Annotated in this window: 22 protein-coding genes and 1 tRNA gene; 18 read left to right on the top strand and 5 right to left on the bottom strand. The window is 64.9% G+C overall.

Annotated features, from left to right (window positions below; all coding sequences use genetic code 11):
* The first annotated feature begins 92 nt into the window (after positions 1–92).
* Positions 93–1445 carry a hemolysin family protein gene (locus IRL76_RS12415; RefSeq protein ID WP_200981636.1) on the top strand — a complete coding sequence of 451 codons (1353 nt, stop codon included), beginning with the start codon at positions 93–95 and terminating at the stop codon, positions 1443–1445.
* Here IRL76_RS12415 and IRL76_RS12410 read toward each other — a convergent pair.
* Positions 1424–1498: transfer RNA gene (locus IRL76_RS12410), tRNA-Thr, on the bottom strand. The genes IRL76_RS12415 and IRL76_RS12410 overlap by 22 nt on opposite strands.
* Before the next feature lie 112 nt (positions 1499–1610).
* Between IRL76_RS12410 and IRL76_RS12405 the strand changes: the two genes are divergently transcribed.
* The 11 genes from IRL76_RS12405 to IRL76_RS12355 are packed head-to-tail and all read left to right on the top strand — an operon-like array spanning position 1611 to position 11476.
* Entirely contained in the window at positions 1611–1754 is a 144-nt protein-coding gene (locus IRL76_RS12405; protein ID WP_200981635.1) for a hypothetical protein, read from the top strand.
* 33 nt (positions 1755–1787) lie between these two features.
* Complete coding sequence (gene gpmA / locus IRL76_RS12400) at positions 1788–2474, top strand: 2,3-diphosphoglycerate-dependent phosphoglycerate mutase (RefSeq protein WP_200981634.1); 687 nt, start codon at positions 1788–1790, stop codon at positions 2472–2474.
* 1 nt (position 2475) lies between these two features.
* Positions 2476–2958, top strand: a complete 483-nt coding sequence (gene purE, locus IRL76_RS12395; protein WP_200981633.1) for a 5-(carboxyamino)imidazole ribonucleotide mutase — start codon at positions 2476–2478, stop codon at positions 2956–2958.
* Positions 2958–4013: a 5-(carboxyamino)imidazole ribonucleotide synthase gene (locus IRL76_RS12390; protein ID WP_200981632.1), complete on the top strand. Its 1056-nt coding sequence runs from the start codon at positions 2958–2960 to the stop codon at positions 4011–4013. The genes purE and IRL76_RS12390 overlap by 1 nt, the downstream gene beginning before the upstream one ends.
* Entirely contained in the window at positions 4013–4492 is a 480-nt protein-coding gene (locus IRL76_RS12385; protein WP_216629295.1) for a dihydrofolate reductase, read from the top strand. Before IRL76_RS12390 ends, IRL76_RS12385 begins: the two co-directional genes overlap by 1 nt.
* On the top strand, positions 4489–5664 hold the full coding sequence (locus IRL76_RS12380) for a dipeptidase (RefSeq protein ID WP_200981631.1): 1176 nt from the start codon (positions 4489–4491) through the stop codon (positions 5662–5664). The genes IRL76_RS12385 and IRL76_RS12380 overlap by 4 nt, the downstream gene beginning before the upstream one ends.
* Positions 5661–6587: a bifunctional riboflavin kinase/FAD synthetase gene (locus tag IRL76_RS12375; RefSeq protein ID WP_200981630.1), complete on the top strand. Its 927-nt coding sequence runs from the start codon at positions 5661–5663 to the stop codon at positions 6585–6587. Before IRL76_RS12380 ends, IRL76_RS12375 begins: the two co-directional genes overlap by 4 nt.
* On the top strand, positions 6584–7636 hold the full coding sequence (locus tag IRL76_RS12370; protein WP_200981629.1) for a glycerophosphodiester phosphodiesterase family protein: 1053 nt from the start codon (positions 6584–6586) through the stop codon (positions 7634–7636). Before IRL76_RS12375 ends, IRL76_RS12370 begins: the two co-directional genes overlap by 4 nt.
* Positions 7637–7677: 41 nt before the next feature.
* On the top strand, positions 7678–10530 hold the full coding sequence (gene ileS, locus IRL76_RS12365; RefSeq protein WP_200981628.1) for an isoleucine--tRNA ligase: 2853 nt from the start codon (positions 7678–7680) through the stop codon (positions 10528–10530).
* Complete coding sequence (gene lspA / locus IRL76_RS12360; RefSeq protein ID WP_200981627.1) at positions 10527–11066, top strand: signal peptidase II; 540 nt, start codon at positions 10527–10529, stop codon at positions 11064–11066. Before ileS ends, lspA begins: the two co-directional genes overlap by 4 nt.
* A complete protein-coding gene (locus IRL76_RS12355) occupies positions 11066–11476 on the top strand; it encodes a DUF3035 domain-containing protein (RefSeq protein WP_200981626.1) in 411 nt (136 codons plus the stop codon). Before lspA ends, IRL76_RS12355 begins: the two co-directional genes overlap by 1 nt.
* Before the next feature lie 257 nt (positions 11477–11733).
* On the opposite strand, the gene IRL76_RS12350 is transcribed toward IRL76_RS12355, so the two are convergent.
* Positions 11734–12630, bottom strand: coding sequence for an SDR family oxidoreductase (locus IRL76_RS12350; protein ID WP_200981625.1), 897 nt, complete (start codon positions 12628–12630; stop codon positions 11734–11736).
* An 88-nt stretch (positions 12631–12718) separates the two neighbouring features.
* On the opposite strand from IRL76_RS12350, the gene IRL76_RS12345 reads away from it, so the two are divergent.
* Positions 12719–13183 (top strand): PH domain-containing protein, encoded by a 465-nt coding sequence (locus tag IRL76_RS12345; RefSeq protein ID WP_200981624.1) that lies wholly within the window; start codon positions 12719–12721, stop codon positions 13181–13183.
* Positions 13180–14721, top strand: a complete 1542-nt coding sequence (locus tag IRL76_RS12340) for a PH domain-containing protein (protein WP_246449765.1) — start codon at positions 13180–13182, stop codon at positions 14719–14721. The genes IRL76_RS12345 and IRL76_RS12340 overlap by 4 nt, the downstream gene beginning before the upstream one ends.
* On the opposite strand, the gene IRL76_RS12335 is transcribed toward IRL76_RS12340, so the two are convergent.
* On the bottom strand, positions 14710–15009 hold the full coding sequence (locus tag IRL76_RS12335) for a GNAT family N-acetyltransferase (RefSeq protein WP_200981623.1): 300 nt from the start codon (positions 15007–15009) through the stop codon (positions 14710–14712). The two genes, IRL76_RS12340 and IRL76_RS12335, sit on opposite strands and share 12 nt — an antisense overlap.
* A 49-nt stretch (positions 15010–15058) precedes the next feature.
* Here IRL76_RS12335 and IRL76_RS12330 point away from each other — a divergent pair, with 49 nt between their 5' ends.
* Together IRL76_RS12330 and IRL76_RS12325 are read left to right on the top strand one after the other, a co-directional pair.
* The gene (locus IRL76_RS12330; RefSeq protein WP_200981622.1) at positions 15059–16054 is read left to right on the top strand and encodes a threonine aldolase family protein; all 996 of its coding nucleotides are present in this window, start codon (positions 15059–15061) and stop codon (positions 16052–16054) included.
* Positions 16051–16992 (top strand): DMT family transporter, encoded by a 942-nt coding sequence (locus IRL76_RS12325; protein ID WP_200981621.1) that lies wholly within the window; start codon positions 16051–16053, stop codon positions 16990–16992. The genes IRL76_RS12330 and IRL76_RS12325 overlap by 4 nt, the downstream gene beginning before the upstream one ends.
* Here the strand turns inward: IRL76_RS12325 and IRL76_RS12320 are convergent.
* Together IRL76_RS12320 and IRL76_RS12315 are read right to left on the bottom strand one after the other, a co-directional pair.
* Positions 16976–17761, bottom strand: coding sequence for a Rossmann-fold NAD(P)-binding domain-containing protein (locus IRL76_RS12320; RefSeq protein WP_200981620.1), 786 nt, complete (start codon positions 17759–17761; stop codon positions 16976–16978). The two genes, IRL76_RS12325 and IRL76_RS12320, sit on opposite strands and share 17 nt — an antisense overlap.
* Positions 17758–19005, bottom strand: a complete 1248-nt coding sequence (locus tag IRL76_RS12315; RefSeq protein WP_246450097.1) for a M48 family metallopeptidase — start codon at positions 19003–19005, stop codon at positions 17758–17760. The genes IRL76_RS12320 and IRL76_RS12315 overlap by 4 nt, the downstream gene beginning before the upstream one ends.
* Positions 19006–19159: 154 nt before the next feature.
* Here IRL76_RS12315 and pepN point away from each other — a divergent pair, with 154 nt between their 5' ends.
* Together pepN and pgeF are read left to right on the top strand one after the other, a co-directional pair.
* Positions 19160–21811: an aminopeptidase N gene (gene pepN / locus IRL76_RS12310; protein WP_200981619.1), complete on the top strand. Its 2652-nt coding sequence runs from the start codon at positions 19160–19162 to the stop codon at positions 21809–21811.
* Positions 21804–22466 carry a peptidoglycan editing factor PgeF gene (pgeF, locus tag IRL76_RS12305; protein WP_200981618.1) on the top strand — a complete coding sequence of 221 codons (663 nt, stop codon included), beginning with the start codon at positions 21804–21806 and terminating at the stop codon, positions 22464–22466. The genes pepN and pgeF overlap by 8 nt, the downstream gene beginning before the upstream one ends.
* The last annotated feature ends 169 nt before the right edge of the window (positions 22467–22635 follow it).

The following is a 22635-nucleotide window of genomic DNA, read 5'->3' as shown; positions in this document are numbered from 1 at the left end:
CAACATTCGAATCGCGCGCCTGTTCCTGAGGCGCTGGACAATAAGTGCATGCCGCCACTGGAAGAGTGCGCCATTTGTGCTAGCGCAGTAGCGTGACACCCTTTCCATGGACCGACCTGCTCATCATCGCAGGACTGATCGTACTGAACGGCGTCTTCGCCATGAGCGAGCTGGCCATCGTATCGGCACGAACCGCGCGATTGCGGGCCGCCGCGCACAATGGCAGCAGCGGCGCGAAAACGGCTCTCGAACTGGCTGCGGAGCCGGGGAAGTTCCTTTCGACGGTCCAGATCGGCATCACCCTCATCGGCATCATCGCCGGCGCCTACTCCGGAGCGAGCCTTGGCGGTCCGGTGGCCGACCGCCTGCTGGCCTGGGGTTTCCCCGCCCAGTGGGCTGAAGAAGCGGGCTTTGCCGCCGTCATTGCCCTGACGACATACCTCAGCCTCGTCGTCGGCGAGCTGGTGCCGAAGCAGGTCGCCCTGCGCGCGGCAGTGCCGATCGCCATTGCCATGGCGCTGCCGATGGCGATCCTTGCCCGCGTGGCCGCTCCGCTTGTGTGGCTGCTCGATGCCTCGTCCGGCCTGTTGATCCGTCTCCTCGGCGTGCGCCCTGCCGGGCAGAGTGCGGTGACCGCCGAGGAACTCCACATGCTCTTCGCCGAGGCAACGCGCAGCGGCGTGATCGAGCACGAACAGCACCAGATGCTGCAGGGCGTCGTACGTCTGGCCCAGCGTCCGGTCCGCGAGATGATGACGCCGCGCACCGAGATCGACTGGATCGACCTTGGTGCCGATCAGGATGCGATCCGCACCACTATCGAGAAAAGCCCGCACTCGCTTCTTCCCGTTGCGGAAGGCTCGGCCGACAAGGTTGTGGGGGTGGTAAAGGTCCGCGAGATCCTCACCCGCATGGTCACCGGAGAAGCTGTCGACCTCGCGGCGCTGATGAAGAAGGCCGAAGTCGTACCCGACCAGCTCGATGCGGTGGACGCGCTCCGTGTCCTGCAGCAGGCGGAAGTGGCCATGGCGATGGTCCACGACGAATATGGTCATCTCGACGGAATCGTTACGCCAGTGGACCTCCTCACGACCCTCGTGGGTGATTTCGTCAGCGACCAGGAACATGGCGACGGACCGGGCATGGTCGAGCGCGAGGACGGCAGCCTGCTCGTCTCGGGTTCGCTCTCTGCCGATGTGCTCGCCGACAAGCTGGACCTCGAATACGGCGATGATCGCGAGTTCGGCACCGCTGCCGGCTATGCCCTGCATGTCCTCAAGCGCCTGCCCAATGAAGGCGAGCATTTCCACGACCAGGGCTATCGCTTCGAAGTGGTCGACATGGACGGGCGCCGTATCGACAAGCTGCTCGTCGCGCGCGAGGACGGCTCGCCCGTGGTGTCGGAAGGCATCGATTTGGAGAATGGTGCTGCTGGGGAGGATTGAACTCCCGACCTCACCCTTACCAAGGGTGCGCTCTACCACTGAGCTACAGCAGCACGGATCCACCGCGGAAAGGCTCGCGGGGTGGAGGCGCGCGCTATTGGCAGACACGGCGGATAAGTCAACCTCCGCTTGAGCCTCGAAGCGAAATTCGCAAAAGGTTGCGCGATGTCTGACCAGAACGACAAGATGAGCCGCGAAGAGAGGCTTGCCGCGAAACTGCGTGAAAACCTGCGTCGCCGTAAGGAGCAGGGCAGGGAAATGCGCGAATCGGATGCAGACGGGGTTCCCAAGCCGCCCGAGGGCCGCTAACGCGCGGTGCTCCTAGGGAAATCGGGAGTTTCCATGTCCAAGCTGATCCTCGTCCGCCATGGCCAGAGCGAGTGGAACCTCGCCGACCGCTTCACCGGCTGGTGGGACGTCGACCTCACGGAAAAGGGTGTCGCCGAGGCCAAGGCTGCGGGCGAACTGATGAAGGCCAAGGGTGTGCTGCCCACGGTCGCCTTCACCAGCGTCCAGAAGCGCGCGATAAAGACACTCAACATCGCCCTTGAAGCCTGCGATCGCTTGTGGATCCCGGTAACCCGCGACTGGCGCCTGAACGAGCGCCACTATGGCGGCCTCACAGGCCTCAACAAGCAGGAAACCCGTGAAAAGCACGGCGAGAAACAGGTGCACATCTGGCGCCGCAGTTTCGACGTGCCCCCACCCGAGCTCGAACCGGGCAGCGAGTTCGATCTCGCTTCGGATCCGCGTTATGCCGGTATCGACATCCCGCGTACCGAGAGTCTCAAGCTCACTATCGAACGCGTGCTGCCATATTGGGAGGAAGCGATCTTGCCGCAACTGGCCAAGGGTGAGAACGTGATCATCTCCGCCCACGGCAATTCGCTCCGCGCGCTGGTAAAGCATCTTTCGAACATCTCGGACGAGGATATCACCGGGCTGGAGATTCCGACCGGCCAGCCAATCGTCTACGACTTCGACGGCGCGACGCCAGTTGGCGAACGCTACTATCTCAAGGACGCGTGACATGACGGCCAAGGTAGCAATCGTGATGGGCAGCCAGTCGGACTGGGAGACCATGACCTGCGCCGCCGAGGTGCTTGGGGAACTGGGAGTCGAAACCGATGTCCGCATCGTTTCCGCCCACCGTACGCCGGACCGCATGTACGAATTCGCCAAGGGCGCCGCTGCGGCCGGCTTCGAAGTCATCATCGCTGGCGCAGGCGGTGCGGCTCATTTGCCTGGCATGATCGCCGCTCTCACCCATGTCCCGGTGCTCGGCGTGCCGGTCCAGTCACAGGCGCTTTCGGGTCAGGACAGCCTGCTCTCGATCGTCCAGATGCCCGCAGGAGTACCCGTCGGCACTCTCGCCATCGGCAAGGCCGGCGCGACCAATGCTGGCCTGCTCGCCGCCGCTATCCTCGCCAACCATGATGCCGCACTGTCGCAGCGCCTTCAGGACTGGCGTGCCAGGCGCAGCGCCGCGGTGACGGAGCGTCCCGAAAGCTGATGCTGAAGCGCGGGGGCACGATCGGCATTCTCGGCGGCGGGCAACTCGGCCGGATGATGGCGGTCGCCGCCGCACAGCTAGGCTATCGCTGCATCGGCTTCGCGCCCGAGGGAGACACGGTCCTCGAACAGGTGTGCGATGACGTATTCTCCAACAAGTGGGACGACCGCGCCGCTCTCGCCGCCTTCGCGGCGCAATGCGATGCGGTGACATGGGAATTCGAGAACGTACCCGTCTCCACGGCGCAGGCTATTCCGGCAGGCCGCATCTTTCCGCACCCTCGCGCGCTTGAGACCGCGCAGGACCGTCTTACCGAGAAACGCTTCGTCGAGGATCTCGGCGGCACGCCTGCCGCATACGCGAAAGTCGATTCGCACGACGACCTCACGGCTGCGATCGAGCGACTGGGGGCGCCCGGCATCCTCAAGACCCGCCGCGACGGTTACGACGGCAAGGGTCAGTGGCGGATCTCCTCGGCGCGTGATGCCGAAGGACTGCGCCTTCCCGACGTACCGCTGATCTACGAAGCCTTCGTCGAATTCGAGGCCGAATTCTCGGTCATCCTCGTGCGCGGACGGGATGGCGAGGTGCGGTTCTGGGATTCGACCCGCAACACGCATGTGGACGGGATCCTCGCCACCTCGGTGCTTCCGACAGGTGAGGTCATTGCGGCGCAGGTCGAAACGGCCCGCTCTCTCGCCCGCAAGGTTGCCGATCGGCTCGAATACGTGGGCGTGCTGACACTGGAATTCTTTGCGACGAAGAGCGGTCCCGTGTTCAACGAGATGGCACCGCGCGTCCACAATTCGGGTCACTGGACCATCGAGGGGGCAGTCACCAGCCAGTTCGAGAACCACATCCGTGCGGTGGCTGGATTGCCGCTGGGCGATACCTCCACCGTGGCGAAGGCGGTCGAGATGACCAATATCATCGGTGACGCAATTTCCTCGGCGCAGTCCTTCCTGTCGACGCCGGACACGCATCTTCACGACTACGGCAAGGCCGAGGTGCGGGCAGGGCGCAAGATGGGTCATGTCACCCGGCTGGACCGCTGATGGGCATGTTCCTGATCTACGCCCGCGCCGCGAACGGCGTGATCGGCAAGGATGGCGGAATTCCCTGGCACATTCCCAACGATCTGAAGCGCTTCAAGCGGCTGACCATGGGAATGCCGATGATCATGGGGAGGAAGACGTTCGAGAGCTTTCCCAAGCCGCTGCCGGGTCGTCGCCACATCGTCCTGACCCGCAGCAAGAGCTGGCAGGCTGAGGGCGCGGAGGTCGTGCACAGCGTCAATGAAGCGCTCGATCTGGTGGCGAACAGCGACTGTTCGGTGATCGGCGGCGCAGAAATCTACCGGCTGTTCGAACCGCTCGCCGACCGGATCGAGCTGACCGAAGTCCACGGCGATTTCGAGGGCGACACCTTCATGCCCGAAACCGGCTCCGAATGGTCGGAAGTTGCGCGCGAGGATCATTCGGCCGACGACGGGCGCCCGGCCTACAGCTTCGTCACCCTGGAGAAAGCAGCATGACCCGCCGCCGAAAGATCCTCGCCGGCATCGGCATCCTCCTGGTTGTTGCCCTGGGCGGGTTCTTCATTCTCGGTCCCGGAATCGTCGAGCGCGGAATGAACAAGATCGACGGTCAGCCGCTCATCCCGGTTTCGGACGAGGCGAAGGCGCTCCATGCCACGCTCGACATCGTCGACCTGCACTCCGACACGCTGTTGTGGAAGCGCGACCTGCTCGAGCGCGCCGGACGCGGCCACATGGACCTGCCGCGCCTGCGCGAGGGCAATGTCGCGCTCCAGGTCTTCTCCAGCGTTACCAAGACGCCCAAGGGCCAGAACTACGATGCCAACAGCGCCGATACCGACAACATCACCCTGCTGACTGTCGTGCAGATGCAGCCCATACGGACATGGACCAGCTTGCTGGAACGCTCACTCTGGCACGCCAGGAAGCTTGAGGCGGCGGTCGATACTTCCCGCACAGACCTTTACCAGGTCTGGTCCCCGGAAGATCTCGACCGCCTGCTCCGCGCGCGCAAGGACGCGACCAAGCCGGTCGGCGCCCTGTTCAGCGCCGAAGGTTTGCAGAGCCTCGAAGGGAACGTCGACAACCTCGACAAGCTCTATGCTGCGGGCATGCGCATGGCCGGGCTGACGCACTTCTTCGACAACGAGCTTGCCGGGTCGATGCATGGCCTGAAGAAGGGCGGCCTCACCGACATGGGGCGCGAGACCGTCCGGCGGATGGAGCAGAAGGGCATGATCGTCGACATCGCCCATTGCAGTCACCAGTGTGTCGCCGACATCCTCGTCATGGCAAAGCGTCCCGTGGTCTCGAGCCACGGCGGCGTGCAGGCGACCTGCAAGGTCAACCGCAACCTCACCGACGAGGAGATTCGCGGTGTGGCGAAGACCGGCGGCGTGATCGGCGTCGGTTATTGGGAAGGCGCGGTGTGCAGCACCGACCCTCACGCAACCGCCAAGGCGATGAAGCATATCCGCGACCTCGTCGGTATCGAACATGTCGCGCTGGGCAGCGACTATGACGGGGCGACCACGGTGCGCTTCGATACTTCGCAGCTGACGCAGGTGACGCAGGCGCTGCTGGACGAAGGCTTCACCGAGGACGAGATTCGAGCCGCCATGGGTGGCAATGCCTTGCGAGTGATCCGCGCGGGGCTTGTTCCCCAATGAGGTGGCTCGATCATCGCGATCCGCTGCCCGAATCCCTGCGCGGCGCAGTCATCGCGCTCGGCAATTTCGATGGCTTCCACCTCGGCCACCAGGCGGTGGCGGGCGAGGCAATCCGCTGGGCGCGCGAAGAGGGTCGGCCGAGTATCATCGCCACCTTCGACCCGCATCCGGTGCGCCATTTCAAGCCCGATGCCGAACCCTTCCGCCTCACCACTCTCGAACAGCGGCAGGAACTCTACCTTGCCGCCGGGGCGACCGCGATGCTGGTGTTCCACTTCGACGGCGAGCTCGCCGGGACCACGGCGGAAGATTTCGTGAAAGTGCTGCTGGCCGAACATCTCGGCGTGGCAGGGGTTGTCACGGGTGAGGACTTCACTTTCGGCAAGGCGCGCGGCGGCAATTTCGAACGACTGGTCGGTCTGGGCAAGGAAGTGGGCATAGAGGCCCGCGCCGTCCCGCCGGTGCTCGACGGTGGCGAGCCCGTATCCTCCAGCCGCGTCCGCAACGCCCTGCGTGACGGAAACCCGCAGGAGGCTGCACGCCTGCTCACCCGCCCCTTTGCCATTCGCGGCGTCGTCCAGCATGGCGACAAGCGCGGGCGCGAGATCGGCTATCCCACCGCCAATTTGCCCGTCGAACAGTACCTGCGTCCGAAGTACGGCATCTACGCGGTCACCGGGCGCATCCTGGCCAGCGGGCAAGTCCTGAAAGGCGCGGCCAACATCGGCATCCGCCCGCAGTTCGACCCGCCCAAGGAATTGCTCGAACCTTATTTCTTCGACTTTTCGGGCGACCTCTACGGACAGGAAATCGAGGTGGCGTTCCACTACTTCCTGCGCGGCGAGGCCAAGTTCGACAGCCTCGACGCGCTGATCGAACAGATGGACCGCGACTGCGCCCGGGCGAAAGAACTGCTTGCATGAAAATCTGGCTCAAGCGCCTCGGCTTTGTCGGGGCGCTCCTGTTCCTCGTCCTGACGATCGTCAACGCGAGCTGGCTGGCCCCCACGCCCAAGGGCGCGGTCAAGCTGATCGCGCATCGCGGGCTTTACCAGCAGTATGACAAGACCGGCCTCGGTCGCGACGATTGCACGGCGACGCGGATCGAGCAGCCGGTGCATGGCTATCTGGAAAACACGGTGCCCTCGATCGCCCGTGCGGCCAAGCTGGGTGCGACCTTGGTCGAGATCGACATTGCCCCGACGAAGGACGGGCAACTTGCGGTGTTCCATGACTGGACGCTCGACTGCCGTACCGAGGGCAAGGGCGATACGCGCGATGCGACCATGGCCGAACTGAAGGCGCTCGATGCGGGTTACGGCTACACCGCAGACGGCGGCAAGACCTTCCCATTCCGCGGCAAGCACGTGGGCGCAATTCCGACCATCGAGGAAGCGATGGCGGCTTCGGGCCGCGCCTCGCTGATCTACAACTTCAAGTCGAAGGACCCGCGCGAGGCGGACATGGTGGCGGCGGCAGTCAAGGCCGCCGGACGCAATACCGGTGACCGAGGCGATGCCTTCTACGGCGGACAGGGCCCGGTCGACCGTATCCGGACGCTGCTGCCCGGCACATGGGCCTTCAGCAACGAAGAAGCAAAGCAGTGTACCAAGGACTATGTCCTCTACGGCTGGAGCGGCTGGTTCCCCTCTTCCTGCGAGAACGGCACGCTGATGATCCCGCTCGACAAGCAGTTCCTTTTCTGGGGCTGGCCCAACCGCATGATTGCCCGAGCCGAGGCGCATGGCGCGCGCATCGTGGTGGTCGGGCCGCTGGGCGAAGGGCGTCCGCGCGGGCTCGACCTGCCCGAACAGCTGGGCGAGATACCGGCCAGCTTCAACGGCTATGCCTGGGTCGAGGATTCGCTCGCCGTGATCCCGGCGCTCATCCAGCGCTTCGACGACCGTTCGCAGGAAGAGATCGATGCGGTCTATGACGGGCTCGCACGCCGCCGGGCGCGGCGCGGCGATTGACGCTTTAAAGCCAGCCCCAAATCCCCTAACGGCGCACACCTATGTCCGAGAAGCGCGATTACAGAGACACGGTCTTCCTGCCCAAGACCGAATTCCCCATGAAGGCCGGCCTTCCTGCGAAGGAGCCGGGCATTGCCGCGCAGTGGGAATCCGAAGGGCTCTACCGCCAGCTGCGCGAAAGCCGCGCGGGGCGCGAGAAGTTCATCTTCCACGACGGCCCGCCCTACGCCAATGGCGACATGCATATCGGGCACGCGCTGAACCATACGCTGAAGGACATGGTCTGCCGCACGCAGAACCTCCTCGGTAAGGATGCGCCTTACGTCCCCGGCTGGGACTGCCACGGCCTGCCGATCGAATGGAAGGTCGAGGAGCTTTACCGCAAGGAGAAGAAGGAAAAGCCCGTCCTCTCCGGCGCCAATCGCGACGAGGCGGCGGTCTTCGCCTTCCGCGAGGAATGCCGCGCCTATGCCCAGCACTGGGTCGACGTGCAGCGCGAACAGCTGAAGCGCCTCGGCGTGATGGCCGACTGGGACCGCCCCTATCTCACCATGCAGAAGGAAAGCGAGGCGATCATCGTCGCCGAGCTGATGAAGCTGGCCGAGGCAGGCGTGCTCTATCGCGGGTCGAAGCCGGTGATGTGGTCCCCGGTCGAGGAAACCGCGCTGGCCGAGGCCGAGGTCGAGTATGAGGACATCGTCTCGACCCAGATCGACGTGGCGTTCGACGTGATTGAAAGCCCAAATCTGCCCGAGTTGGTCGGTCATGCCGTGGTTATCTGGACCACCACGCCTTGGACAATCCCGGTGAACCAAGCCCTCGCTTACGGTCCGGACGTCGACTACGTTTTCTTCTATGCTTCCATTGCCGCTGACAAGCTCGACACGGTCCCTGATGACACTATCGCGGCGGGTAAATTCCTCGTTGCCAAAGACCTTGTCTCGGCCTTCGAAGCGCGCACTGGTTTCTTGGCGGAAGACCCCGAATGGGAGTGTAAAGGCTCCGACCTCTCCGGAACCGTCGCACGCCACCCGATGCACCATCTCGGCGGGTTCTACGCTAGGCCGCGCCCCTTCCTGCCGGGCGATTTCGTCACCACCGACAGTGGTACCGGCCTCGTCCACATGTCGCCCGACCATGGCGAGGACGATTTCGAGCTGTGCAAGGAACACGGCATCGGCCCGCAGTTCGCGGTGATGAACGACGGCCGCTATCGCGACGACTGGGAATGGCTGGGTGCCAGCGACGATCGCCGCCGCAGCGTCATCAACAAGCCATTCAATTCGCCCGAAGGCCCGATCTGTTCGGACCTGCGCGAGGCGGGCGCATTGCTTGCCGCGAGCGAGGACTACCAGCACTCCTATCCGCACAGCTGGCGCTCCAAGGCCAAGGTCATCTTCCGCTGCACCCCGCAGTGGTTCGTGCCGATGGACAAGGAACTGGCTGGCGGCGGCACGCTGCGCGAACGGGCCATGCAGGCCATCGCCGATACCCGCTTCGTGCCCGAGAAGGGCCGCAATCGCCTAGGCTCGATGGTCGCGGGCCGCCCCGACTGGGTGCTCTCCCGCCAGCGCGCATGGGGCGTGCCGATCACGCTCTTCGTCCGCAACGACGGCACCTATCTGCAGGACGCGCAAGTCAACGCGCGCATCGTCGCGGCGGTGGGCGAACACGGCATGGATGCCTGGAGCGAGGCCAACAAGGCAGCCTTCCTCGGCGACGCCCATGACCCGGCCGAGTTCGAGATGGTCACCGACATCCTCGACGTGTGGTTCGATTCGGGCTGTACCCACGCCTTCACGCTCGAAAGCGGCCGCTGGCCCGAACTGCAGTGGCCCGCCGATCTCTACCTCGAAGGGTCCGACCAGCATCGCGGCTGGTTCCAGTCGAGCCTGCTCGAAAGCTGCGTCACCCGCGGCCGCGCGCCCTTCGACCAGATCCTGACGCATGGCTTCACCATGGCCAGCGACGGGCGCAAGATGTCGAAGAGCCTCGGCAACACGGTCGACCCGATCAAGGTCATGGAGACCTATGGCGCGGACATCATCCGCCTGTGGGCGCTCTCGGTCGACTTCACCGAGGACCACCGCATCGGCGATGAAATCCTCAAAGGCGTTGCCGACCAGTACCGCAAGCTGCGCAACACCTTCCGCTACCTCCTCGGCGCGCTCGACGGCTTCATCGGCGACATGGGCGATGCGGGCGAAATTCCCGAGCTGGAGCGCTATGTCCTCGCGCTGCTAGCCGATCTCGACGGCAAGCTGCGCAAGGCGGTCGATGACTACGACTTCAACACCTACACGCGGCTCCTGTCGGACTTCGTGAACGAGGACCTCTCGGCCTTCTACTTCGATATCCGCAAGGACAGCCTCTATTGCGACGGGCCGGACAGCACCAAGCGCAACGCCTATCGCACCGTGCTCGACCTGCTGTTCCACGCGCTGGTGCGCTGGGCCGCGCCGGTGCTGGTCTTCACCGCCGAAGAGGTGTGGCAGAGCCGCTATCCCGATGGTGGCAGCGTCCACCTGCTCGAATGGCCCGCCGTTCCCGGCGTTACTGCCGACGGTGCCAAGTGGACCCAGCTGCGCGCTCTTCGAGAAAAGGTCACCGAAGCGATCGAGCCGCTGCGCCGCGACAAGGTCATCCGCTCAGGTCTGGAGGCCGATGTCGTCGTGCCTGCCAGCGCGGTGCCGGAAGGCTTTTCCGACGAAGAGCTCGCCGAACTGTTCATCACTGCGTCAGTCACGCGCGGCGATAGCGATGCGGTGACAGTCACCCGGACCTCCGAAGCGAAATGCGGGCGCTGCTGGCGCCACCTGCCCAGCGTCGCCGAGGACGGCGACCTGTGTGACCGCTGCGAGCCGGTTGTCGCCCAAATGGATGCCGCGCAATGACCCCGCTCATCCGCAATCGCCTGATCGGCTGCGTCCTCGCGCTGGCGATCTTCGCCGTCGACCAGTGGACAAAGTGGGCGGTGACCGTCCCCCTTGGCATCAACGAGATCGGCAAGGCGCAGGAAATCCTTCCCTTCTTCGACCTGCGCTTCACCCGCAACTTCGGTGTCTCCCTCGGCATGTTCGAGGCCAACAGTCCCGAAATGCGCTGGATGCTGGTGCTGGTCACCGGGCTCATCGCCCTCGTCGTCACGGTCTGGATGATGCGTGAGAAGCTGATGGGTGACATCCTCGCCCTCGCACTGATTCTCGGCGGGGCGCTGGGCAATATCAAGGACCGCTACGAGCTCGGCTACGTCGTCGATTTCGCCGACCTGCACTTTGGCGAGTGGCGCCCGTTCCTCATCTTCAACGTCGCCGATGCAGCTATCACCATCGGCGTCCTCATCGTCCTTGCGCGCGCCTTCTTCATGCGCGAGAAGGAAGCCGAAGAGATTACAATCACTCAGGCGCCCGGCGCCGCGGAGAACAGCTGATGACCAAATTCGCCCGTATCGCAATCGTCGCCGGGCTCGGCGCCATGACCGCGGCCTGCGGCAGCGGCGGCTTTCTCAACCGCGACCGTCCGGACGAGTTCGCCGTGCAGCGCCAGGCGCCGCTGGTGGTCCCGCCCGACTTCAACCTCGTTCCGCCCGCACCCGGCTCGCCGCGCCCGTCCGAAGGCACTGCGTCGGAGCAGGCGCTCGATGCCCTGTTCGGCGGTCCGGCCCCGCGTAGCAGCGTGGAAACCAGCGTGCTCGATCGCGCCGGCACCGCGGTGCCCGGCATTCGCAGCGCCGTGGGTGACCCGCAGACCGCCACCGTGGCCAAGGGTTCGGTGACCCGCGACATCATCGCCGCCCCCGAAGGTGACGGCGCCAGCGCGGTTGCGGTCATTCCTGGCTGATTGTTCTTCGCACCGACCTCCGTCGGTGCGTCCTCGGCGCTATTCTTCCATCGCTGCGCTCAGTCAGGCGCCTGCGGGCGGGCGGTCGCCCTTGCCGGGCCTCCGCCGGCCCGGAACAAGGGGCAGCCGCTCCTCTCCTCGAGAACCGAGCCGAAGCAAGGCCGACCGGACGCCCGCAGCGACGCGACCTTCAGGTCGCGTGAGCGAGGATAGCCTAAGGCCGCGGATGCGGCCGCCGGCGCTTGAAGCCAAACATACTAAATACTCCGCTCAGCCTTATCCTGCGCATTCGTGCCCTTGATCATGTCGCGCATGGCCGCCCATTCCTCGTCGCCAAGGCTATGGAGCGCACCCCAGAAGGTCCCGCCATTGGCCTGGTAGCCTGCGCCGTCGATGGCGATGGTCTGGCCGTTCACCCATTCCGCGCCCGGCCCCATCAGGAATACGGCGAGGTTGGCGAGCTCGTGCATCTCGCCGTGCCGTCCGGTAGGGTTCATCGCATCGTTGGAATTGCCGCCGCGCCCGCCTGGTGAAAGCCGCGCGCTCATTCCCTTGGTCGGAAAGAGACCCGGCGCGATCGCATTGAAGCGCATGCCGTAGCGGCCCCATTCGACCGCAAGGCTCTGTGTCATCGCATTGATGCCCGCCTTGCTCATGGCCGAGGGAACGACGAAGGCGCTGCCGTTCCACACCCATGTCGTAAGGATCGAAAGGAAACTCGCCCGCCGCTTCTCCGCAATCAGCCGCTTTCCGACGTCGAGCGTAACGTAGAACGTGCCGCGAAAAACGATGTCGCTGATGGCGTTGAAGCCGTTGACCGACAGATCCTCGGTCCGGCTGATGAAGTTGCCTGCCGCATTGTTGACCACACCGGTCAGCGGACCGTGGGTCCAGACGTTGTCGATCATCTCGTGGATCGCGCCCGCATCGCGGATGTCGCAAGCGTGGCCGACGACCTTGCCTCCATGGGCCGCCATCAGTTCCTCGGCGGTCTCGTCGAGCTTGCCCTGACGCCGTCCGCAGATGTGGACTTCCGCACCCAGCTTGACGAAGGCCTCGGCCATCTCGCGGCCGAGGCCAGTGCCTCCGCCGGTAACGAGGATCCGCTCCCCGTCCATCAGCCCTTCGCGGAACATCAGCTTCGATACGTCCATGGCGTTCTCCTTCTCCGCCACAAGGCATAGCGCAGGGCAGGGGCGAATCCAGATTGAATCGTGCCACTGTATTGCCTAGCTATAACGCATGGACGAAACCGCTCTTACCCCGCTCGATCCGGCATATGCACGCATGCTGCGGGTCCAGTTCTCCATCGTCGCTCTCGTGTTGCTTGCCGGTGCGACGATCGCCGAGATCGCGATACCCGGGTACACCGGCTACGTCTGGGTCCCGGCGGGCCTCTTCGCCGCATGGCTGCTCGTCCGCATGCCGATGCGCCGTTATGCCGCGCGCGGTTATTCGATCGAGGAGGAGCGCCTGCGGGTGGTCCGCGGGATCCTGTTCCGCAGCGACACCGTGGTGCCGTTCGGCCGGGTCCAGCACATCGACGTCAATCAGGGACCGCTCGAACGCGCTTTCGATCTCGCCACGCTGACCGTGCACACTGCGGGGACCCACAACGCCTCGGTCTCGTTGCCCGGTCTCGCACGCGAGGATGCGATGGCCATGCGCGAGGACATCCGTGCGGCGATCCGGCGCGACACGCAGTGAGGGACGTTTCCACCGACCAGCCCATGCGGACCGATCCGCGCACGTTCGCGGTGAAGGCTGCGACCATGCTCACCCAGCTGGTCGTGCCGATCGCCTTTGCTTCGGTGACGATCTTCGACAAGGGCGACGTCGGCGACTGGGCGCTCTATTTCCTGCCCATCGTAGTGACGGTGGTGGGCGCCAATTTCGCCATCGCCTATCTGCGCTGGACGCGCCTCACCTATGCCGTGCGCGAGAGCGACATCAGGGTCGAAAGCGGACTCCTTTCGCGGACGGCGCGCTCGGTTCCTTACGAACGCATCCAGGACGTCAGCCTCGAGCAGAAATTTATCCCGCGCCTATTCGGCCTGACCGAGGTCAAGTTCGAAACCGGGGCGGGCGGAGGTGATGACCTTAAGCTCGCCTACCTCAGCGAGACCGAGGGCGAGCGCCTGCGTCAGCTGGTGCGCGCGCGCCGCGATGGCGGGGCCGAGCCTGTCGATGCCGAGGCAGAACAGGTCGAAGAGCCTACCGAACTCCTCTTCGAAATGTCGCCGAAGCGGGTGCTGACTTTCGGCCTGTTCGAATTCTCGTTGGCCGTGGTCGCAGTGGTCTTCGGTGCCGCGCAGCAGTTCGACTTCCTCCTGCCCTTCGAGATCTGGGATGTGCGCGCATGGCGCAATGCGCTCTCGGGACCGGGCCACTGGCTCGCCGAGCTGGGCTTCGCGGCGCAAGCCCTTGCGGCGATCGCAGCAACCATCTCCCTCCTCCTGGTCGGCACTGTTACCGGCGTAACGCGGACGGCCCTGCGCGAGTGGAATTTCCGGCTCGAAAGGACAGACAAGGGCCTGCGGCGTCGGCGGGGAATGTTCACCCGCACCGATGTGGTGATGCCGGTTCACCGCGTGCAGGCGCTGACGGTGAAGACGGGTTTCATCCGGCGTCTGTTCGGCTGGCACGCTCTGGGCGTCGTCAGCCTGGCCAGTGACAGCGCCTCGGCCAACCACGAGGCGGCGCCCTTCGCGCAGATGGTGGAGATCGCACCGATCGTGGAAACGACCGGCTTCGCACTGCCGGGCGAAGGCCTCCAGTGGGGCGGCCGCAGTGCGAAGGCCAGTTTCGATGCCGCCGCGCTCGATTTCGCCATCCTGGGTCTGGCGGCCATTCCGGTAGCGATATTTTCCCCATGGCAATGGGCAGCTTTGCTACCGCTCGGGGCCGGGGTCTTTTCGGCCGTGCGCCAATACTACCTCCACCGCTTCGACCGTCACGCAATGAGCGGGCGCTATCTCTATTCGCGGCATGGCTGGCTGGCGCCGAAACTCACCATCGGTTCGCGGACGAAGCTGCAATCGGTCGAAATCGTGCAGGGGCCGATCGCCCGAAGGCGCGGCTACGCAAAACTCTCGCTCGGACTCGCCGGCGGTCACTTCGCGATCGAGGCGGTCGACCTCGACCATGCCCGCGAATGGCGCAGGGCCATTCTCGCCAGCATCGCCACGACCGATTTTTCCGAACTGTCGGATGCAGCCTCCCCGCCGATCCGGTCAGGCGCGTAGGTCTGCCCACTCTGGGTGGCGCTTGAACGCGGCGACGACATAGGAGCATTCGGGAGCAATCTTGAAGCCCTGCTCGCGGGCATCGGCGACCAGCGCGTCGACAAGCTTGGCGGCGATTCCCTGGCCGCGCATCTCGTCGGGAACGTAGGTGTGATCCGCGTGACGCACTCCGTGGCGCTCCACCCAGGTCAGCTTGGCCTGGTGTTCTACCCCGGACAGGTGGATGACGTAGGCCCCCCTGCCGCCGTGTTCCTTGCGCTCGACGGTAATCTCGGTGCTGTCGCTCATGCAGAAATCCTTTCTGTGCAACAAATGCACGCCCCGTTATGCGCGTTCCATGCTGTTTCTGTCCGACAACGCCGCCACCGTCCATCCCGCCCTGTGGGACGCCATGCGCGCAGCAGACGCGCCCGATGCTCCCTATGACGGCGATGCGATCAGCGCGGGTCTCGACGAACGCATGTCCGCGCTGTTCGGGCGTGACTGCGCGGTGCTGTGGGTGGCGACGGGGACCGCGGCCAACTGCCTCGCGCTCGCGACCATGGTGCAACCGCACGGCGGCGTGGTCTGCCACCGCGAGGCGCATATCGAGATGGACGAGGGCGGGGCGCCCGGATTCTTCCTCCACGGCGCCAAGCTGCTGCTGGCCGAAGGCGAGGGAGCGAAGCTCACTCCGCAAGCGATCCGCGCGGTCATCGACCCCATCCGCGATGACGTCCACCAGGTGCAGCCACACGCGATCTCGATCACCCAGGCGAGCGAGTACGGGCGCAGCTACCGGCCGGAAGAAGTCGTTGCCATTGCCGAACTCGCCAGGGCGCGCGGGCTGGGCTTCCACATGGACGGCGCGCGTTTTGGCAATGCGGTCGCTTTCCTCGGCTGTTCGGCCGCCGAGGCGGCGGGACCGGTCGACGCACTGAGTTTCGGCTTCGTCAAGAACGGCGGGATGAGCGCCGAAGCGATCGTCTTCTTCGACACCGCTCTGGCCGACGTCGCACGCTATCGCCGCAAGCGGGCCGGGCATCTCCAGTCGAAGGGTCGCTATCTCGCGGCGCAAATCCACGCCATGCTCGACGGTGACCTGTGGCTCGCCAATGCCCGCGCAGCCAATGCTGCCGCCGCGGAGATCGCCAGCGCCTGTGGCGAGCGGCTGATGTACCCGGTCGAGGCCAACGAACTCTTCGTCCGCTGTTCCTCCACCGAGCGTGAAACACTGCGCGCGCTGGGCTTCGGCTTTTACGACTGGGGCGATGATGCGGCCCGCTTCGTAACCGCCTGGAACACGCGCGAGGACCATGCCCGCGCGCTTTCCGCTGCGATCGGCAACCTATGAGCGCCAGTCCCGACGGCGAGAGCCTGCTCGCCCCCAGAAACCTCGGCGCTTTCCTGCTGGTGAGCTTCATATGGGGAGGCACCTGGCTCGTGATCCGCGACCAGATTTCCTCCGTCCCGCCGGGCTGGTCGATTGCCTACCGCTTCATCGTGGCATCTGCGGGCATGTTCCTCCTCGCCCGCGTACGCGGCGAACCCTTCCGCCTGGCTCCCGGTGGCTGGCCCTTCGTGGCCGCGCTCGGCATCTTCCAGTTCTCCATGAATTTCGGCTTCGTCTACCGCGCCGAAGGGTACGTCACCTCGGGTCTGGTCGCGGTGATCTTCGCGCTGCTGGTGGTGCCCAACGCAGTGCTGGGCCGCATCTTCCTCGGCCAGCCGATCCGGCGTGAATTCGTGATCGGGTCGAGCATCGCTGCGGTCGGCGTCGCCATGCTCTTCGCGCAGGAATACCGCGCCTCACCGGCTACACTGGGCGAGGTGCTGACCGGTGCAGCGCTGTGCGTTGCCGGGATCTTGTCGGCGAGCACGGCCAACATCCTCCAGGCGACCGAAGGCGCGAAGCGCCAGCCGCTGCTCACTTTGCTCGCATGGTCGATGCTTTGCGGCGTTGCGATCAATGCCGTCTTCGCATTGCTGACCGAAGGCCCGCCGCAATTCGATCCGCGCCCGGCCTACGGGCTCGGCATCCTCTACCTCGGCATTGCCGGATCGGTAGTGACCTTCCCGCTATACTACGGCCTCGTGCGCAAGGTCGGTGCGGGGAAGGCTGCCTATTCCTCGGTCGTGGTGCCGGTGGTGGCGATGATCCTGTCGACCATGTTCGAAGACTTCATCTGGGGTCCGCTGCCGATCGCAGGTGCAGCCATCACCGTGATCGGCATGGTGGTGGCAATGCGCACACGCAATCCGCCGCCGCGCCGCGCTACGCCCGAGCCATGATATCGGCGAGGCCCTCGCGGTAGGTCGCAAATCGAGGCCGCCAGCCGAGCACCCGCTTCGCCTTGCCATTCGCCACCCGCCGGTTCTCGGCATAGAAGCCGCGCGCCATGGGCGAGAGGTCAGCCTCGTCCATCGTCTGCAAGGGCGGCGGCGCCATGCCGAGGAGGCGGCAGACCTCCTCGATCACCACGTTCTGGCTGGTCGGCAGGTCGTCCGCGAGATTGTAGGCACCCGCCCGCGCATCGCCCTCGATTGCAGCGAGGACGCCGGTGACGATGTCGTCGACGTGTACCCGGCTGAAGACCTGTCCGGGCAGATCGATACGGTGTGCCTTGCCCTCACGCACCCGGTCGAGCGCGCTTCGACCCGGACCATAGATGCCGGGCAGGCGAAACACACGCGCCTGGGCATCGAGCCAGCGCGCGTCGCATTCGGCGCGTGCGGTGCGGCGGCCGGTTCCGGTTGGCGAAGCTTCGTCCACCCATGCGCCGCGAGCGTCGCCGTAGACGCCGGTGGACGAGAGGTAACCGAGCCACTTGCCTTCCAGCGCCCGTGCGTAGCGGTCGAGGACCGGGTCGCTGTCAGCCGATGGCGGGACGGAACTCAGCACATGGCTGGCACCGGAAAGCGAAGTCAGGACCGCGTCTTCGTCGTCGAAGTCGATGTTCCCCGCGCTGCCCGTCGCATCGACGCTCCAGCCACGCTCGCGCATCGCCGTGGCAATGCGCGAGGCGGTGTAGCCGAGGCCGAAGACGAAGAGCTGCATCATTCGCTGTCGAGATAGCCCTCTTCGGGAACGACGACCTGCGGATCCTTCACGTGCTTCGCCTTCCACTCCATCGCCATGCGCACTCGGGTCGCGCCACTCGGGTGGTCGAAGAACAGGACTTCCTCCAGCGGACCGGGTTCGATCTTGCGGTACTCGGACAGGCGCATCGCGACCTTGGCGAAACCGTCCGGTTCCTGTGCCGCCTCGAGACCGAAGGCATCGGCCTTGCTCTCCGCGATGCGAACCAGCGAGTTGGTCGCCGGGGTCATCAGGAACATCCATGCGGAAAAGCAGATCGCAAGGATCGGGAGCGACGCCGGATCGGCAATGTCGCGTACGCCCCAACGCTCGCCATGACGCGCGATCAGCATGGGGGCCACACGGCTGGCAATGAAGAGGCCCGCCGCGAAAATCGCGAGATAGATGCCGACGATCCACCACACGTGGTTGAGCTTGTAGTGCCCCATCTCGTGACCCATCACGGCGAGGATTTCAGGCTCGCTGGTGCGCTCGAGCAGGTTGTCGTTGAGCGAGATGCGGATCGTCGGACCAAGGCCGGAGACATTGGCGGAGATGCGCTTGTGCTGCTTCGACTGGTCGAAGACATAGATGTGCTCGGCCGGGATGTCGTATTTCGCCGCGACCGCTTCGATCCTGTCGCGCAGCGGCCCGGGCTGCATCTCGGTGTAGTCGTTGAACAGCGGTGCGATGAACACCGGGCCGAGCACCATGCCGACCATCATGAAGGCACCGATGACGCCCGTCGCCCACAGCCACCAGCTGCGGGGGGCGCGGCGGATGAGCGCGTAGATCGCGATGACCAGCAGGGGCGCGATGAGGAGTTCGATGCCCAAGTTCATCAGCTGTTCGCCGCCCCACGCGCCGAAAGCCTGGTCGAGCAGGCCGTACTGCTTTTCGCGGAAGAAGCCGGTGTAGATCGTCCAAGGCAGCACTATGATCGTGGCGACCAGAGTATAGAGCAGCGCGGTGACGCCGGTGACCACCCAGCGCCGATTGCTCAGCCGCTCGCCGATATCGCGGAACTTGGCCGCTAGGCGGAAGCGCAGCAGCAGCCAGTCGGCAAGGATGCCGACCAGCGTGCCCCACAGGATCAGCCAGTAGCCGCCCTCGAAATAGGCATCGGACTGCGCCCGCGCGGGACCCTGCAGAGTGTCGAGGTAGGCGCGTGTTGCGGCTTCCACGTCGAATGAACCGCTCGCGGCGGCCAGCAAGTCGATCATCATGGTCAAAAGTAACCCTCCCTTGGTGCGCATCGCTGCGACGATCGCGGGAATCTGTCAATCGAGCGCAGCCATCTGCACGACAAGTGAACGCGAAGGCTCGACGGGCGTTGTATTGAATGACAGAGCAAGCGCCGCACTTCACGACAGGAATTCCATGGATATCGCCCGCACCCCCGCAACCCCCGATGGCAACCCCGAGATGGCCGATGCCGCGACCGAACCGCACAAGCCCGCGATCATCAAGCGCGAGGATTACACGCCCTTCGGCTGGGTGGTGCCCGAAGTGCAGATCGAATTCGAACTCGGCCTCGAGCTGACTCGCGTTGTCGCGACGCTCAAGGTGGAGCGCAATACCGCCGCCGAACGTACGCCGACGATCCGTCTCAATGGCGATGGCCTGACGGTCAGGGAACTGCAGTGCGACGGCGAGACATGCGAAGGGTATATGATGGATGGCGACGATCTCGTCGTCACGCTCCCGGGCGACAACCATGCCTTGCGCATCGTCACCGAAATTTCGCCGGCGGCAAATTCGCAGCTGATGGGGCTGTATGCCTCGAACGGCATGCTCTGCACCCAGTGCGAGGCCGAGGGCTTCCGCCGCATCACCTTCTTCCCCGACCGGCCCGACGTGCTCTCGACCTATACGGTGCGGATGAGCGGGCCGAAGGCGCAGTTCCCGATCCTGCTGTGCAACGGCAATCGCACGGCGACGGGCGAGCAAGGCGAGAATCACTGGGCCGAGTGGCACGACCCCTGGCCCAAGCCGTCCTATCTGTTCGCACTCGTCGCCGGAGACCTCGTCGCGCGCAGCGACAGCTTCACCACCATGAACGGGCGCAAGGTCGAACTGAACGTGTGGGTGCGCGACGGCGATCTCGAACGCACCGAGCACGCCATGGAAAGCCTCAAGCGCTCGATGAAATGGGACGAGGAAACCTTCGGTCGCGAATACGACCTCGACCTGTTCAACATCGTCGCTGTCAGCGACTTCAACATGGGCGCGATGGAGAACAAGGGCCTCAACGTCTTCAACACGAAATACGTCCTTGCCGACCCCGAAACCGCCACCGACGGCGACTATGACGGGATCGAGGGGGTCATCGGCCACGAATACTTCCATAACTGGTCGGGCAACCGCATCACCTGCCGAGACTGGTTCCAGCTTTCCCTCAAGGAAGGCTTCACCGTGCTGCGCGACCAGCTGTTCAGCCAAGACATGGGCAGCGCACCAGTGAAGCGGATCGAGGACGTGCGCGTCCTGCGTGGAGTCCAGTTCCCCGAGGATTCGGGGCCGCTCGCCCACCCGATCCGTCCGGATTCGTACAGCGAGATCAACAACTTCTATACCGCCACCGTCTACAACAAGGGCGCCGAGGTCATCCGAATGATGCGGACCATGGCGGGCGAGGAGCGCTTCCGCGCCGGGACCGACCTCTATTTCGATCGCCATGACGGTGAGGCCGCGACTTGCGAGGATTTCGTCAAGTCGATCGAGGATGGTGCGGGCCTCGACCTCGAGCAGTTCCGCCTGTGGTACTCGCAGGCCGGCACGCCCAAGGTAACCGCAAAGCTCGACCATTCGGGCGAGACTGCAAAGCTGACGCTGAAACAGCATGTCCCGCCGACGCCGGGGCAGGACAGCAAGCGGCCGATGCCGATCCCGCTCAAGATCGCGCTGTTCGACCGTGCCAGCGGCACGCATCGTGGCGAGGAACTGGTGGTACTCGACAAGGCCGAGGATACATTCGCCTTCGACGGCTTCGCAGAGGCACCGGTGCTGTCGATCAACCGTACCTTCTCCGCCCCTATCACCATTGAGCGCAGCGCGCCGCGTGAAGACCTCGTCTTCCTCGCCGCCAAGGACGATGACCCCTTCGCCCGCTACGAAGCGATGCAGGAACTGATGGGTGGCCACCTCGTCGCTGCTGTCTCGGGCGAACTCGGCGAGAACGAGCGTATTGCGGCACAGGCCGACATCGCACGGGCAATGGGCGCGGTGCTGGTCGACGAATCGCTCGACGACCTGATGCGCGGCGAACTGATGACGCTGCCCAGCCAGTCCTATCTTGCAGAACAGATGCTGGTTGCCGATCCGACCCGCATCCACGAGGAGCGCGAGGCCCTGAAAGCTTTCCTGGGCAAGGAACTGCGGGACGAATTCCACGCCCTCTACGACCGGGCGGAAAAGGCACCTTATTCGCTCGACCTCGCCTCGCGCGGAGCGCGCAAGGTCAAGACGCTGGTCCTCGCCTTCGCTGCCGCCAGCGATCCGGCCAAGGCGGTCGAACTGGCCGCGCACCAGTACGACAATGCCGACAACATGACCGATCGCCAGGGCGCGCTAATGGTCCTTACCGGCATCGACAGTGCGGAGCGTACCGGGCGATTGCTCGACTTCTACAACCGCTACGAAGGCAATGCGCTGGTGATCGACAAGTGGTTTTCGCTCCAGGCGTCCTCGCTCCACCCCAATGCCATTGAGCACGTCAAGGCGCTGCGCGAGCATCCGGATTTCACGCTCAAGAACCCCAACCGCGTGCGGTCGCTTTACATGGCCTTCGCCGGCACGCCGCACCATTTCCATTCGCCCGATGGCGAGGGTTACCGGATGATCGCCGACCTCATTCTCGAGCTCGATCCGATCAATCCGCAGACCGCGGCGCGTTTCGTTCCACCGCTCGGTCGCTGGCGGAGGATCGAACCCAAGCGCGCGGCGATGATGCGCGAACAGCTGGAGCGAATCGCCGCCGCCCCGAAACTGTCTCGCGACACGTTCGAACAGGTCACCCGTTCGCTTGGCTGAGATCATCCGCTCTGCCCTGCTCGGCGGGGTTCCGCACGGGTTCTCGACCCGCGAAGGGCTGGAAGCGGATGACGTGCTGCCCGGCGCTGAACTCGTCAGGGCCAAGCAGGTGCACTCGCCGGACGTCATGACGGTGGTCGAGCCGTGGGAGATCCCTCCGGAGGCCGATGCGCTGGTAACGGCTCGCCCCGGCCTCGTCCTGTCGATCGTGACTGCCGATTGCGCGCCCGTCCTGCTCCACGATCCTTCGGCGCAGGTCGTCGGGGCGGCACACGCGGGATGGCGCGGGGCGCATGGGGGCGTCCTCGAGGCGACCGTTGCCGCGATGGAGGCGCTGGGCGCGCGCGCCGACCGGATCCGCGCTGCGGTGGGGCCGACGATTGCGCTGGCAAGCTACGAGGTCGATGACGGCTTCCGCCGACAATTCGAGGAGGGCGATGCCCGTTTCTTCCACGAGGGGCGCGAGGGCCACTGGCAGTTCGACCTGCCCGCTTATGTCGTCCACCGCCTGCAACGCGCAGGCGTTGGTGCGGTAGAGGACCTTGCGCTCGACACCTATGCCGATCTCGGCCGATTCTACTCCTTCCGCAGGGCTACCCACCGAGGAGAGGATACAGGTGGACGGCAAGTCAGTGTGATTGCCCTGCCGCAGTAACGATGCGAACGCGGTGGAAGGGGCCAAAATGGCTGTTGGCAACCTGTCGCATAGCCGCTAGAGGCCCGGACCAAACCGGGTAACCGGGGGCTTTCGCGCATTCTGCATAGATGGCAGGGCGGCAATCGGTCCCGGCTCCGGACTGGTAATCGCACAAAGCGTCGCGCCC

Origin of the sequence: Qipengyuania soli, from assembly GCF_015529805.1 — a bacterium.
In the GTDB taxonomy this organism is placed as follows: domain Bacteria; phylum Pseudomonadota; class Alphaproteobacteria; order Sphingomonadales; family Sphingomonadaceae; genus Qipengyuania; species Qipengyuania soli.
The sequence above is the reverse complement of the archived record's forward strand: the minus strand, read 5'-3'. Positions and strand labels throughout refer to the sequence as shown.

What these genes read in the sequence shown, in the direction of transcription:
- IRL76_RS12355 (WP_200981626.1), top strand. Translation starts at nt 11,066, where the DNA reads ATGACCAAATTCGCCCGTATCGCAATCGTCGCCGGGCTCGGCGCCATG.
- IRL76_RS12385 (WP_216629295.1), top strand. Translation starts at nt 4,013, where the DNA reads ATGGGCATGTTCCTGATCTACGCCCGCGCCGCGAACGGCGTGATCGGC.
- gpmA (WP_200981634.1), top strand. Translation starts at nt 1,788, where the DNA reads ATGTCCAAGCTGATCCTCGTCCGCCATGGCCAGAGCGAGTGGAACCTC.
- IRL76_RS12375 (WP_200981630.1), top strand. Translation starts at nt 5,661, where the DNA reads ATGAGGTGGCTCGATCATCGCGATCCGCTGCCCGAATCCCTGCGCGGC.
- lspA (WP_200981627.1), top strand. Translation starts at nt 10,527, where the DNA reads ATGACCCCGCTCATCCGCAATCGCCTGATCGGCTGCGTCCTCGCGCTG.
- IRL76_RS12330 (WP_200981622.1), top strand. Translation starts at nt 15,059, where the DNA reads ATGCTGTTTCTGTCCGACAACGCCGCCACCGTCCATCCCGCCCTGTGG.
- IRL76_RS12370 (WP_200981629.1), top strand. Translation starts at nt 6,584, where the DNA reads ATGAAAATCTGGCTCAAGCGCCTCGGCTTTGTCGGGGCGCTCCTGTTC.
- IRL76_RS12315 (WP_246450097.1), bottom strand. Translation starts at nt 19,005, where the DNA reads ATGATGATCGACTTGCTGGCCGCCGCGAGCGGTTCATTCGACGTGGAA.
- purE (WP_200981633.1), top strand. Translation starts at nt 2,476, where the DNA reads ATGACGGCCAAGGTAGCAATCGTGATGGGCAGCCAGTCGGACTGGGAG.
- IRL76_RS12390 (WP_200981632.1), top strand. Translation starts at nt 2,958, where the DNA reads ATGCTGAAGCGCGGGGGCACGATCGGCATTCTCGGCGGCGGGCAACTC.
- IRL76_RS12345 (WP_200981624.1), top strand. Translation starts at nt 12,719, where the DNA reads ATGGACGAAACCGCTCTTACCCCGCTCGATCCGGCATATGCACGCATG.
- IRL76_RS12325 (WP_200981621.1), top strand. Translation starts at nt 16,051, where the DNA reads ATGAGCGCCAGTCCCGACGGCGAGAGCCTGCTCGCCCCCAGAAACCTC.
- IRL76_RS12320 (WP_200981620.1), bottom strand. Translation starts at nt 17,761, where the DNA reads ATGATGCAGCTCTTCGTCTTCGGCCTCGGCTACACCGCCTCGCGCATT.
- IRL76_RS12405 (WP_200981635.1), top strand. Translation starts at nt 1,611, where the DNA reads ATGTCTGACCAGAACGACAAGATGAGCCGCGAAGAGAGGCTTGCCGCG.
- ileS (WP_200981628.1), top strand. Translation starts at nt 7,678, where the DNA reads ATGTCCGAGAAGCGCGATTACAGAGACACGGTCTTCCTGCCCAAGACC.
- IRL76_RS12335 (WP_200981623.1), bottom strand. Translation starts at nt 15,009, where the DNA reads ATGAGCGACAGCACCGAGATTACCGTCGAGCGCAAGGAACACGGCGGC.
- IRL76_RS12380 (WP_200981631.1), top strand. Translation starts at nt 4,489, where the DNA reads ATGACCCGCCGCCGAAAGATCCTCGCCGGCATCGGCATCCTCCTGGTT.
- IRL76_RS12350 (WP_200981625.1), bottom strand. Translation starts at nt 12,630, where the DNA reads ATGGACGTATCGAAGCTGATGTTCCGCGAAGGGCTGATGGACGGGGAG.
- pepN (WP_200981619.1), top strand. Translation starts at nt 19,160, where the DNA reads ATGGATATCGCCCGCACCCCCGCAACCCCCGATGGCAACCCCGAGATG.